The organism is Nocardia albiluteola (assembly GCF_018860155.1).
GTDB lineage: Bacteria > Actinomycetota > Actinomycetes > Mycobacteriales > Mycobacteriaceae > Nocardia > Nocardia albiluteola.
On sequence record NZ_JAHKNI010000004.1, the window covers coordinates 277,182 to 290,170 of the forward strand.

The 12,989-nt window shown below is 64.6% G+C and carries 10 protein-coding genes and 1 pseudogene; 8 read left to right on the forward strand and 3 right to left on the reverse strand.

Annotated features, from left to right (window positions below; all coding sequences use genetic code 11):
* Window positions 1-128: 128 nt before the first annotated feature.
* On the forward strand, window positions 129-2,597 hold the full coding sequence (locus KO481_RS14440) for an FHA domain-containing protein (RefSeq protein ID WP_215917617.1): 2,469 nt from the start codon (window positions 129-131) through the stop codon (window positions 2,595-2,597).
* A 488-nt stretch (window positions 2,598-3,085) separates the two neighbouring features.
* Window positions 3,086-3,289 (forward strand): DUF5994 family protein, encoded by a 204-nt coding sequence (locus tag KO481_RS43015; protein ID WP_245400900.1) that lies wholly within the window; start codon window positions 3,086-3,088, stop codon window positions 3,287-3,289.
* 30 nt (window positions 3,290-3,319) lie between these two features.
* Here KO481_RS43015 and KO481_RS14445 read toward each other — a convergent pair whose 3' ends face one another.
* The 3 genes from KO481_RS14445 to KO481_RS14455 form a co-directional block, all read right to left on the reverse strand.
* Window positions 3,320-4,522 carry a N(5)-(carboxyethyl)ornithine synthase gene (locus KO481_RS14445; RefSeq protein ID WP_215917618.1) on the reverse strand — a complete coding sequence of 401 codons (1,203 nt, stop codon included), beginning with the start codon at window positions 4,520-4,522 and terminating at the stop codon, window positions 3,320-3,322.
* 209 nt (window positions 4,523-4,731) lie between these two features.
* Window positions 4,732-5,724: a hypothetical protein gene (locus tag KO481_RS14450; RefSeq protein WP_215917619.1), complete on the reverse strand. Its 993-nt coding sequence runs from the start codon at window positions 5,722-5,724 to the stop codon at window positions 4,732-4,734.
* Window positions 5,721-6,509 (reverse strand): hypothetical protein, encoded by a 789-nt coding sequence (locus KO481_RS14455; RefSeq protein WP_215917620.1) that lies wholly within the window; start codon window positions 6,507-6,509, stop codon window positions 5,721-5,723. The genes KO481_RS14450 and KO481_RS14455 overlap by 4 nt, the downstream gene beginning before the upstream one ends.
* Window positions 6,510-6,763: 254 nt before the next feature.
* Here KO481_RS14455 and KO481_RS14460 point away from each other — a divergent pair, with 254 nt between their 5' ends.
* The 6 genes and pseudogenes from KO481_RS14460 to KO481_RS14485 all read left to right on the forward strand — a co-directional run bounded on the left by KO481_RS14460 (window position 6,764) and on the right by KO481_RS14485 (window position 12,805).
* Entirely contained in the window at window positions 6,764-8,638 is a 1,875-nt protein-coding gene (locus KO481_RS14460) for a T6SS phospholipase effector Tle1-like catalytic domain-containing protein (RefSeq protein WP_215917621.1), read from the forward strand.
* A gap of 389 nt (window positions 8,639-9,027) precedes the next feature.
* Entirely contained in the window at window positions 9,028-10,314 is a 1,287-nt protein-coding gene (locus KO481_RS14465) for a PucR family transcriptional regulator (protein WP_215917622.1), read from the forward strand.
* A gap of 154 nt (window positions 10,315-10,468) precedes the next feature.
* Complete coding sequence (locus KO481_RS14470) at window positions 10,469-10,714, forward strand: hypothetical protein (RefSeq protein WP_215917623.1); 246 nt, start codon at window positions 10,469-10,471, stop codon at window positions 10,712-10,714.
* Window positions 10,711-11,271, forward strand: a complete 561-nt coding sequence (locus tag KO481_RS14475; protein ID WP_215917624.1) for a 2,4'-dihydroxyacetophenone dioxygenase family protein — start codon at window positions 10,711-10,713, stop codon at window positions 11,269-11,271. Before KO481_RS14470 ends, KO481_RS14475 begins: the two co-directional genes overlap by 4 nt.
* Before the next feature lie 304 nt (window positions 11,272-11,575).
* A pseudogene (locus KO481_RS14480) lies at window positions 11,576-11,800 on the forward strand (AMP-binding enzyme); the annotation flags it as partial.
* 51 nt (window positions 11,801-11,851) lie between these two features.
* Window positions 11,852-12,805 carry a 3-hydroxyacyl-CoA dehydrogenase gene (locus KO481_RS14485; protein ID WP_215917625.1) on the forward strand — a complete coding sequence of 318 codons (954 nt, stop codon included), beginning with the start codon at window positions 11,852-11,854 and terminating at the stop codon, window positions 12,803-12,805.
* Window positions 12,806-12,989 lie beyond the last annotated feature (184 nt).

The window sequence follows — 12,989 nt, forward strand, 5'->3', positions numbered from 1 at the left end:
TCTCATCGGAACTTCTTCGTCCCGCCTCGGTCGTATGGCCGTTGAGCGGCCTCGCTGCGGATTCCGCGAGCCGGGACGGAATTGCGGTTTGTCGCCGCGACAGTTCGGCACGGTCGTATACTTCCGTTATGGCGGATGAGCGGTCCTCCACGGAATTATCCGAGTCGCCGGTTCTCGTGGTGCAGACGCGAGAACACGTCTATCGGCTACGCCCCGATGGTGCATACAACATCGGCCGCGATCCGGCCTCCGACATTGTTGTCACCGATCCGCGTGTTTCGGCCTTGCATGCCGTGCTGGAGCGGGGATCCCACGGTTGGGAAATCGAGGACGCGCACAGCCTGAACGGCACCTTTTTCGACGGTCACCGTGTCGAGCGGATGGTGATCGACCACGACGAGACCTTCCAGCTCGGGCATGCCAAATACGGTGTGCAGTTGTCCTGCTCGCTGGAAACCTCACCCGACTCCGGCCCCGCGCCCGAGCTCGATGATGAGATCGGCGGGGACACGATGGTCGTCCCGAATCCTGGCTATGACCTCGATGATGAAGCCACGGTCACCAAGTTCGAGCCGGGCCTGCCCCGCCGAGTGTCGCGGTCGTCGCCTCAGGCCGCCCACCCCAGCGCGCTGGTACGGATCATCTCGGGCACACTCCGGATCGGACGCGCCGCCGATAACGACATCGTCGTGCCCGACCTCATGGTCTCTCGCCATCACGCCGAACTACAGGTGATCGCCGAAGGCAAATATCGAGTTGTCGACCTCGACAGCCACAACGGCACCTACGTCAACGGCCACCGGATCGAGATCGCGAACCTGTCCGAATCCGACCTGATCGGCATGGGACACACCACCTACCGGCTCGTCGGCAACGAACTGCGCGAGTCCGTCGACACCGGTGACATCTCGGTCTGTGTCCAGAACCTGATCGTGCGGACACCGGAAGGCAAAGTGCTGCTCGACGACGTGACCTTCCCCATCGCGCAGCGCTCACTCGTCGGGGTCATCGGACCCAGCGGAGCGGGCAAGTCGACGCTGTTGGGCGCGGTCACCGGGTTGCAGCCCGCGACCGAGGGGACCGTCCGCTACGACGGACGCGACCTGTACACCGATTACGACGAGCTGAGACACCGGATCGGGTTGGTTCCGCAGGAGGACATCCTGCACAACCAGCTCCCGACGCGACGCGCCCTGCTCTACGCGGCTGAGCTGCGCTTCCCCGGTGACACAGCCCGCGAGGAGCGCGAACAGCGAGTCGACGAAGTCCTCGACGAACTCGGCTTGTCGCGGCATGCCGACACCCGCATCGCTCGGCTCTCCGGCGGGCAACGCAAACGGGTGAGCGTCGCATTGGAACTGCTGACCAAACCGTCCCTGCTGTTCCTCGACGAACCGACCTCCGGCCTGGACCCCGGCCTCGACAAGACGGTCATGGAAATGCTGTCCGAACTCGCCCACGACGGGCGGACCGTCATCGTCGTCACCCACAGCGTGGCGAATCTCGATTCCTGTGACCGCCTCCTGGTGCTGGTGCCCGGCGGCAAGCTGGCCTATTATGGACCGCCCGCCGAGGGTTTGGAGGAGTTCGGCCAGCGCACCTGGGCCGAGGTGTTCCAGGCATTCGACCACGAGGAGGACCGCGACTGGGCCGGAGAGTTCCGGGACTCCCCGCGCTTCGAGAACTACGTCGATGTCGGGCCGATCGACGACATCGGACCGGCGGAAGTACACACACCGGCTTCGCCGCCGCCCGCGCCGCAGTCCAAGCTCAGCCAGCTCAGCACACTGTGCCGGCGGTATCTGGCGGTAATCGCCTCGGACCGCAGTTATCTGGCGTTGCTCGGCGTACTGCCGCTGCTGCTGGGCGGTCTGATCGCCGCGGTGCCGTCGGGCGCCGGTTTCACCGGGGCGCCGGGAACCAACACCGATGCCTCGACCAAGCTCATGATCTTGATATTCGGTGCCTGCTTCGTCGGCACCGGCAACGCGATTCGCGAGATCGTCAAGGAACAGACGATCTATCGCAGAGAACGCGCGGCAGGACTGTCGGTCGGGGTCTATTTGATGTCGAAACTGCTGGTCTTGGGCGTGATCACCGTCCTTCAGACGGCGGTGCTGTTCTTGATCGGCACCATCGGTGAGAAGTTCCCGCCGAAAGGGATATTCACCTCGGTCCAGCTGGAGTTGATCTTGGCGATGGCGTTGCTGGGCATCGCGTCGCTGGCGTTGGGCTTGCTGGTGTCGGCCGCGGTGGACACCTCGGAAAAGACACTGCCGCTGCTGATCGTGCTGTCGATGGCGCAACTGGTGCTCACCGGCGGGCTGGTGCGGCTTCCCGGCACGCCCGTTCTGCAACAGCTGGCCTACCTGTCGCCGTCCCGTTGGGGCTACGGCGCTGCAGCGGCCAGCATCGACCTCGACACCCTCTCGCCGCACAATGGCGGGCCCGACCCGCTGTGGAAGCACACCATCGGCACGTGGCTGCTCGATATGGGAGTCGTCGCCGGCCTGGCGGCGATCTTCCTCGCACTGGCCTGGTATCGCCTGTACCAGATGCGGCCACGGCGGCGCGGCGCCCGCCTCGCCCAGATGTGAGCCTGCTCGAGGACTACCGCTGGGCGGTCATCATCGGGCTGGGTCGGAGATGCCACCTTCGCCCGTCCTGAATTCCAACCGGAGACTGTGATTTCAGCGGGAACTGCTCGGTGCGTCGGTTCGAAGGTGACGATTCGAAGCTATCGGCCGGATTATCGTTTCGATGTAATACCTTGGTGTGACATGGAAACGGACTCTGGTGCGTACCCGTTGCCTTGAACCGAGCCGTGACGAGCCCGGGCGGTATCCGTTCGTCGACTCGCACGACGTCGATCTCCTCTTATCGGAGCTGAGCCCGTCAGGGCTGAACTCCGACGGCGGACAGGAGTATGTCTACCTGCGCTTCTTGTCCCTGTTCTCCAAGGCTTCAACACCGGATTGAGCGGCGGCCGACTTGGCCTTCTTCTCCGCTCGTCTCTCCTTGAGCGATTTCCCCTGCTTTTTGGACATCGTGCTACGCGGAGATTTGTCGGACAACTGGGCATCCTTTGATTGCAAGACCTAGGCGGTCTCGTTCCCTCGACAGTACGCCTCCGGGGAGATTCCGGCCCGGATCAGAGCGAGGCGCGCTGCTACGCCGCCCCGATGCCGGATCCGGACTGGTCGATGGAGCCTGGTGGCCCCGGACCGCGAATCTCACCAGTGAGCTGCACGACCTGATCATCCTCGCGGTCTGCGCGACGGGCGTTTGAAGAGCTCGGCGCTGCCGCGGTCGCCGGTGTTCAGCGGCGGTGGTGCGGGTATTCCGGTAGGCGCTGCTGGAAGGATAGGATCGCCGGATTCTGGATCGTGCCGTTCCGGATCTCGATCGCGCGTCGGAGGGTTTCGTGATCGTCCCGGGTGGAGTGTCCGGAAAGGACCGACCGTAGGTGCGGCAGCAGCGCTTCGCTGATCTCCCAGGTCGCCGAGTTCCACAGGTAGGACGGGCTGTGATCGACGGCGTAGTAGGTGACGCCGTCGCCAACCGGGAAGGTCGGCCGGGTGAACGTCGTGGGCCGTGCCCAGCTGAAGCCCATGCCTTCGTCGCAGGAGACGTCGACGATGAGGCTACCCGGAGTGAAAGCGGCGAGGTCGTCTTCGATGAGGAACGTCAGCGGTGCGTCGGTGTCCTGCAGCACGCAATTGACGACGACGTCGTGCTCGGCGAGGAACCCGGCCAACGGAACCCGGCCGTGCCCGGTGTGCGCGTAGCTGCGACGCGGGTCGCCCGGGTTGTTCGCATCGTGGTCGAGATGCACCATCGTGGCGGAATGGATCGGCGAGCCGACCGTGCTGAGGCCACGGGCGGTGAGAACTTCGACGTCGTGGATCCCGTGGGCGTTCAGCGCGGTCACCGCGCCGCGCGCCGTCGCGCCGAAGCCGATCACCACCGCTCGCAGCCGGCGGCCGTAGTCCCCGGTCGACCCGATCAACTGCAAGGCGTGCAGCACCGAGCAGTAGCCGGCCAGCTCGTTGTTCTTGTGGAAGACGTGCAGGCCGAACGAGCCGTCGCGCCGCCAGTGGTTCATCGCCTCGAAGGCGATCACGGTCAGCCGCCGGTCGATGGCCAGTTGGGTCAGCTCGGCGTCCTGGACACAGTGTGGCCAGCCCCACAGCACCTGGCCGATCCGCAGTTCGGCGACGTCCTCCCGCAGCGGCTTGGCCAGCAGGATGACGTCGCACTCGGCGATGAGCTGCTCGCGCGTGCGCATCCCCCCGACCGTGCCCGCCAGTCGCTCGTCGGGCACGCCGAAGGGTTCACCGTAGCCGTGTTCGAGGTAGATGGTTTCCCGGAGATCGGCGTCGATCCGGTCGAGGTGGCGCGGGTGGATCGGCAACCGCCGTTCGTTTTCTTTTCGTGAACGCGCGACTACGCCGAGACTGAGCTGGTGCACCGGAGGCCCTTCGGTAGAAGCCAGTCTTAACACACCCAGCGCAATTGTCATGTACTTGGGTGGTGTCCGGTCCCGACCTCGCGCAGCACACCTTCACCACCGCCACGGACCAGAACAACACCGACAGCACGCAACTGCTCGCAGCCCCGCTGTACAGAACTGACCGAGACCGCGCCTGCGACGGACAACCCGGCCGACACCCCACGCAGCGGTGGCTGAGCACACCCGCAGGAGCCCCTGCTCGCCTGCAATTCCGCAGATTACGGAAAGTTCCGGTACCGTGAGGCGATATACTCTATGTTGATTATTGGGGTTTTCAGTGCCCTGAAACTGAACCCGCCAACGGTGGTGGAAAGTACATTGCGCATACTGACCGGGTCGTCGCCCCGGACGCAATTGCTGGCCCAGTTCGACCAGTATTGCTCGACGTTCCAGTTCCGGTACCCGAATGTCGTGCAGCAGTTGGTACCACATTTACCCCCGGTCTCGCACAGGTCACTGATCTCGCAGCCCTGCGTTCCCGTATAGCCTTGCGTGTCTCTGGGGTTCGTGACGATTTCGGCGAGCTCATGGCTCACGCAGTAGGCGACGTTGGCAATTGTTCCCGCGGGAGTGTTTCCCTTCCGGTTGTCTGTTCGGATGACTGCGTAGAACAAGTCGTCGCCTACCGAATTATCGTTGTACTTGGCGCTTTTGTGGTAGCCGCAGAAACTTCCGGTTGGCAACGGCATCCCCGAGGAGTCCAACACGGTCGGCTTTGTCGCAGGGTCCAGGAACAGAACATAGAGCAGGTTGGCCTCGTCAACCGCAGGCGACCGGACGCCGCCGGGAATGTTTCCTTTCAGAAAGGTCGCAGCTTCGGCTTCAGTCAATGTCGCCGGTGGGTTGACGTTCAGTTGTACGGCTTGTACGACGGAGCCGTGCCCGACACCATACTGTGACAGCTGGTTAACGTATTGGCCCGCGAGGAGGTCTTGGCAAAGCCGCTTCGCGGCATCCAGACCGGCGTTGATCCGTGTACCGGCACCGACACGAATTATCGGGTGGTAGTAAGTGCCCCAGCAGATGACGGCGACTGCAGGGTGGGCGATGACAAATTTGGTGTTTTCATCGGCGGCAACTCCACTCGTGTCGCAGCGGCATACGGCGTTCGTGCTCTCAGCATCGGTAGATCCGAGTGCCGAGGAGACCCGTGCCCGCGAAAGACTGGCCAGGTGATCGGGTGAATCGCCCATGGGAGCGCCCGCATTCATTGCAACGCCACCATGATGGGAATCAGTCCGCGGCCGGTGTCGAGTGGCTGCAGAGCCTTGCCTATCACAGCTCCGAACGAGCGTCTTTCGTCGACCGCTTTCATGGCATGACCCTGTATGTCAGACGTAGTGAGCAGATCGCCAACCGTTATCGGGGCCACGTCGGCGTCGACCTTGCAGTAAACTCGGCCGATCAATGCAATATCCGCTCGTTTGGCGTCGGAGATCTGCTTATCGAGCACAATGCCCGGCCTGCAGTTGCCCGCGCCTGAGATCACACCCGCGACCTTTGTGTCGTATGGTCTGCAGCTTGGTTCCAAAGTCTTCCCGCTGGAGCTGATAACCATCACCGTTCCGGGTTCTGATTGCCCAACTGCGGAAATATCGAACTGCTCGGCGCAGTCTCCGCCGGTCAGATAAACATCGCCGGTGACCCGAATGTCACCTTGAAATAATCCCGCGAGGATGCCGCCGGTCGAGACCAGGCCGATCCCGTTCACGCTTTCCGCACTTACACCTATGCCCCCGTTACCTGCGCTCTGGTTCTTTCCATAAACGCCGCTGGCCGTAGTGTTGTCGACCTGACCGAAAACGCCTTCTCCTCCGTCGATTCCGCCGCGCCCAAATACGCCGATACCTGTTCCAGTATGCTCGCCGTAGACCGCACTGTCACTCGGACTCGTTGTAGTCGCATGTACCGCGTTACTGCCAGGGCCGGCACCAGTGGCGGTAGCCAGCACCGCTGCTGTATTAGCCGCATTAGTATTGAAAATACCGTTAGGCATCGCACGTATCCTTCTGTCACACCCCGCCGCGGGATTCCGGGTCGTGTCGAAACTCGCCTGACGCCTCTTGTCTCAAGTTCATGCCTGCAAACGGAAACTGTCAAGGGGTATTCAGGCCGCAGTTCAATTTCTTGACACTCGCCGACTGGGCCAGGGTGCGTCGTGCGGTTCGCCGGGCGTACCCCGGATACCGGCGGTGGCGACCACCGGCCGATTTCCGGGCCCGGACGGAGTCGCGGCCCTCCCGCGCGGTCGTGGTCTTCACCCGGGTGAGGTTGGTGAGCCGCCGCAGTACCGCAGTGCGTGACGGTGGCGAAAGCCTGCTTACCGTGCATTCCCGATCGATTCCCCGGCAGATCGATGCCCACCCCAACTCACGCCGCGTCTCGATTGCGTCGTTTCGAAGCCTAATGACCAGTGACAACCGCCCGCCCTCGAGAGCAGCATGGATGGACCGCCCGTGCAGGGCTGTCATCGACACGGATGGATCCAACACGCGTTGGCTGGGGTTTCACCGCTTCATGAAAGTTATCCGCCTGGTCGAGGGAGGTGCAACGATGCGTCGTCTCATCATGTGCTGTGACGGCACGTGGGATACACCGAGCCAGTTGGCGGTCACGAATGTGCGCCGCATGTACAACGCCCTGGCAGATTCCATGAGCAACGGGGAGGAGCAGCTCGCGCAGTATCAGCCTGGGGTGGGTACCGAGAGCGGTGAGCTGCTCGGCTGGCTGCTGGGAGGGATCACCGGGGCGGGACTATCGAGCAACGTGATGGACGCCTATCACTGGCTGACTTCTACGTACCGACCCGGAGACAAAATCGCCCTATTCGGTTTCAGTCGTGGCGCGTACACGGCGCGCAGCACCGCGGGCATGATCGCCGCGTGCGGATTGATCGATACCCGATGCGTGGATGAAGACACGATCCGGCGTCAGATCCGGCAGGTCTACCAGCGGAGGTACCACCTAGGGCAGGCCGCAGATCCCAGGTGGAGCGACGGTCTCCGATTCAGCTACGCCCCTGAGCGGGATCCGATGCCGGTGGACTTCATCGGCGTGTGGGACACCGTCGGGTCACTGGGCATCCCGGACACCCTCGGCGGGCTCAGCCTGCTGGACCCCGCCCGCCGATATGCGTTCCTCGACGTGAAGCTGAACCCAGCTGTGCGTCACGGTCGCCACGCGATAGCGCTCGATGAGCGGCGGAGTGAGTTCACCCCGACGTTGTGGTCCGAGCCGGAGCCGGATCAGGACGTCAAACAGGTCTGGTTCCCGGGAAGCCACACCGACGTGGGCGGCGGCCATCAGGAGAAGGGGCTGAGCGATGGCGCGCTGAAGTGGATGATCGAGGAGGCGCGTGCCGCGATCGGAGTCGAATTCCGCAAGCAGGTGGAGGACCAGATCCGGCCCAACGCGCTCGATACACTGCACGACGACAACCAGGGGATCTACGGCCTGTTCGAGCCGTTGTACGAGCCGCTGCTGCGCCCACTTCTCGAACCGATTTTCCAACCGCGGCCCCGTGCCACCCCGATGATCGACAACGACGGGAACAACCCCTTGCTGCACTCGTCGGTGTACGAGCGTCACCAGACTCCACCGATCGTCACCGGACCGTACCGGCCCACCAAGATGCTGACGCCGGGCGAGTCCAGCACCGTCACCGTGTCCGCCCGTGATCCGTTGAACTGGACGGGCCTCTACCTCGACGCCGGCGACTACACCTTCGCCGCGGCCGGTGAGTGGACCGATCTCGGCATCCCGTCCGGGCCCGCGGGCCCTAGCGGCTGGAGGCGGTTCCAACCGGGAGAGGCCATCCACTTGGTCGGCACGCTGATTGGCCAGGCAGAGCGACTTTTCCGGCGCGTGACCCGGAACCCGACGGCCTACTTCCCGCTGGCCCCCCGCGACGAGGCCATGCCGTGGATGTCGCTCATCGGCCTCGTCGCCAACGACGCGATCCCGCTGGAAGGAGCACAGGCCCTGCACGAGCAGATCGCCATCGGAGCCGGCACGAACCACCGGGTATGCCGCCCCGGGTACCTGTACGCCTTCGCCAACAACGCGTGGGGCTTCTACGGCAACAACCAGGGCAGTGTGCAACTCGAAGTGACCAGGAACAGCTGAGCGATCAGAGCCGCTCCCTCGGCCCGACGGTCACCCGCCGGTTGCGACCACAAGTAAGTTGGGCTGGCGCGCGCATACCTCGACACCGGGCGCGGTGCGAGGAACCCGCTCGGCCGCGGCGGCGTCCAGATAACGCCACACCGTCGCCCTGTTTGCGCGAGGTAGCCCAAAGCTGTTCGAACACCGGATGATCGACCTTCCACCACGTCGGGGTCCGGTCTGGACCCGGTTCGAGCTTTGCAGCATGCGCTTTACCGGGCGGCCAAAGCCGATCCTCGGCGACGGTTTCATGCGTTGCGGGACAAGGTGTGGGCGCCTCCACCCGCTCGTACGACGGCGCCAGCATTCACCCGGGCAGTTGTTCGTCCCGCGACAGTAAGGTGCGCGGTATGGAGTCGGGTTGGCCACCTCTACAGGAACCGGAGTCGAAGCGCATCTGGGACGACGTGGTCACCGGAGTCGCCACCGACCTGGGTGCCCATGCCGCCGACCTTGCCGTCCGGGTGGCTGACCTGATGCTTGCGGAGCTACCGGAGTTCATCTCCGACGCCGAGGCTTACACACAGGAGGTCGCTTCGGTGGAGGCGTCCCTGCGCGCGATCTCGGGTCAGCTCCAGCGCGGGGGTGACCCCCGAGCGGTGATCCTGCCCGAGGCTACGGTGGCGGTAGCGAGAACCGGGGTGCACCGGCTGGTGGCGCTGACCCCGATGCTGCGCTCGTACCGGCTGGGCCACCAGGTCGTGTGGCAGTGGTTGCTGGCGCGGATCTCCGAGCGGACCCTGGAGCCTGTTGTGCTGGCCAGGGCTGCAGATCTGCTCTCGGCATGGTTGTTCGCTTTCATCGATGCCGCTTCGAGCCTGGGTGAGCAGCTGTACGAGACCGAGCGTGACCAGTGGATGCGCAGCGCGATGGCGGCGCGGGTCGAGGCGGTCGAGGCGATCCTGTCCGGTCGTGAGCGTGACGCGCGACGGGCCTCCGCGCGGCTCGGCTACGAGCTGGGGCGCCACCACGTCGGCGTGGTCGCGTGGGTGAACTCGGCACCGGAGGGATCGGATCCGCAGCCGGCGCTCAACCGGCTTCTGCAGCAGCTGGGTCGGCTGGTCGGTGCCGATGCCGTGCTGGTGTGTCCTCGCGGTGCGAAGAGCAGCGTTGCCTGGATCAGTCGGGCTCGCGCGTTCGACGACGGCGATCTCGGCGGGATCGCCATCTCGGTTGAGGCGACCACGAACGAGTTCGCCCCTCTGCTGGCGGTGGGCAACCCGGGCCACGGGTTGTCGGGCTTCCGGCTCAGTCAGGCGCAGGCCGGCCATGCCCGGCGCGTGGCGACCATGACCGGTGCAGCGACCGGCTCGGTGACCCGGTACGACGAGGTCGCGGTGGTCGCGATGGCCACGGTGGACCCTGAGCAGGCCAGGGCACACGTTGTAGGTGTGCTGGGCGGTCTGGCCGCCGACGACGAGGCGACTTATCGGATAGCCGAGACGCTGGCGGTCTATCTCGAGGAGAACCACAGTCGCAACCGTGCCGCCGCGCGGCTGCACATCCACCCGAACACGGTCAACTACCGGGTCCGGCAGGCCGAGAGCATCCTCGGTCACGTGATCGGGGGCAGCGATCTCGATCTCCGCGTGGCGCTGGCCCTGCTGCCTGCCATGCGCGGGCTCCTCTCCAGCTGACCCCACCTGTGAGTTGCCGACTGTTGCGGCGGCACAGTGAGGCGACCGAAATCTGTCGCGGCTGACCGAGACGGCACATGCCTGCGGTTCGTAGTGTCCTGCATCACAGGGCCACATGGCCCACCGAAGATTGCCCAGGAGACTGCCATGACCATTGAGTTATCCGTGTAATTCGAGCCCGACCGACGTCGCCCTGCGTGAGGACGCCCGCGCCGATGCGCCCGCGCCGCGCAGCCATCTGGGAACTGAGTTCGCCAAGTGGCAGGTGCCCGAACAGTTCGAGTTCGTCCCGGCGATCCCCACCAACACCACCGCCAAGTTCAAGAAGGACGAGCTTCGCACCACCTTCGGCAACGTCGACCGACCTGCCGATGACACCCCTCGAGAGGAACCGTCATGACACTCACCGCCGCACCGAAGCCTGCCACCACCAGCACAGGTACACCGCTGCCGCTGGTCGCCCTGCCCCAGGGCGAACTGCTCACCGTCAATTCCAACGACATCCCGCTGATCCGCGACGCTCTCGGTCCCGGCGTCCACTTCAAGCCGCTGCGCCTCGACCTCGAGACCGGCCAGTGGGTCGTGCTCGCGATCTTCGAGCCCGGTGCCGCGGTGCCACTGCACTACCACACCGGCATCGCCCAGGGGTACACCCTGGCGGGCCGCTGGCACTACCTGGAGTACCCGGACCAGATGCAGACCGCGGGCTCCTACCTCTACGAGCCGGCCGGTTCGGTGCACACCTTCGTCAGCCCCGCCGACAACACCGAGGACACCGTGCTCCTGGCCTTCGTCGAGGGGGGCAACGTGAACTTCACCGAGGACGGCCACTTCCACTCCATCCTCGACGGCGTCACCATCCGGCACCTCACCGATGCCCTCAGCCAGGCTCAGGGCCTCAACGGCGTGCAGTACATCGGCGGCGGGGCCGCAGGAGTCGTCAGCGTCGACGCCTGACCACCTCGTGCAGCGCTAGCCACCGGGAGGGCCGGCGGTGCACGAGCGCGCCGTCTTCGCCGAACCGATCGTTGGCGACCAGGGGGCGAATCGATCACGTGCTCGCGATAGCCGGCCAGCCCGGCCGCGGCTTCGTCATGCACCAGACCACGCGTGAATTCGCCACCGTAAATGGCGTTGACCTTCTTCCTCGCCGCCGCGACCACAGGCCGGCCCCACCCGACCCCGGAGGCGATGGCCGCCGACCATGCCGCTCTTCCGCAAACCCAGAGGGATAGATCCATGTTGAGCACGATGCAGGACGAAATGGGATGAGCGCCCGCTGGTGGCCGTTGTCGTGCACGAGGGCACCGACATCACCGCCGGCGAATTGCGTGCGTTCCTCGCCGACCGGGTGGCGCGTTGGCAGCTGCCGGAGCGGTGGGCGTTCATCGACCAGGTCCCGAAGACCAGCGTCGGCAAATACGACAAGAAGCGCCTGCGACGTACCCACGCCGACGGGGGACTCGACGTCATCGAGCTGGCCTGATGGTGCCCCGCCACCGGTGGAAGTACACCCATTCGATCGAAGGAGATCTTCATGTCCACTCTCGACAAGGTCGCGGTGCTCGGCGCCGGAGTACTCGGCGGACAGATCGCCTGGCACTCGGCCTTCAAAGGGAAAACCGTTACCGTCTACGACATTTCACCGCAGGCCCTGGATCGCTGCCGGGCCGCTCATGACCAGTACGCGGCTATCTACCTCGCCGAGGTCGGCGTGTCGGTTCACGACATCGCTGACACTCGCGCGCGGCTGACCTACGCGACCAGCCTCGCCTCAGCGGTATCGGGCAAGGATCTGGTAATCGAGGCCGTCCCCGAGATTCCCGAGGTCAAGACCCAGGTCTATCGGGAAATGGCGCCACTGCTTTCCCCGCGCACCCTCATCGCCACCAACTCCTCGACGCTGCTGCCCCGCGACTTCGCGGAAGTTACCGGACGTCCAGCCAAGTATTGCGCGATGCACTTCGCCAACATGATCTGGGCGATGAACGTTGTCGAAATCATGGCCCATCCCGGAACAGCGGACGACGCCCTCACCGCGGTGACCGAGTACGCCATCGAGATCGGCATGATCCCGATTCCGGTCCGCAAAGAACAGACTGGCTACATCCTCAACACCTGGTTCGTGCAACTGCTCAACGCGAGTCAGACCCTCGTCACGAACGGCATCGCCACACCCGAGGACATCGACCGCACCTATTTGATCGTCAATCCCGGTGCACCCCGCGGCCCGATGGGAGCCTTCGACATGGTGGGCATGCAAACGGCGTATAACGTTGTCGCCCATTGGGGTTCGGTGACCGGCGACGAGCAGATGCTCGCCAACGCCCGTTACATCAAGGAGAACTTCCTCGACAAGGGCAAGCTGGGCATGCAAACCGGCGAGGGCTACTACACCTACCCCGATCCCGCCTACGCCGACCCCGGATTCCTTGCGGTGCCCGCCATTTCCCAGGCAGCCGAGATCGCCGCGTTGGCGCGGCTCACCTAGAGAAGCGACCGAAGCAGGGCGGCTACGGCGCCCCGCACCTACCGGCGCCCTTCACCTCGGACCGACCCCGTTCGATCGAAAGGTACTCCGACGATGTCAACCCATGCAGCACCAAACATCGCACCACCCGATGAGCGTGTCGCGCACCCGAATCGGTTCGCCGCGTCCCACGACGACAGGCGCG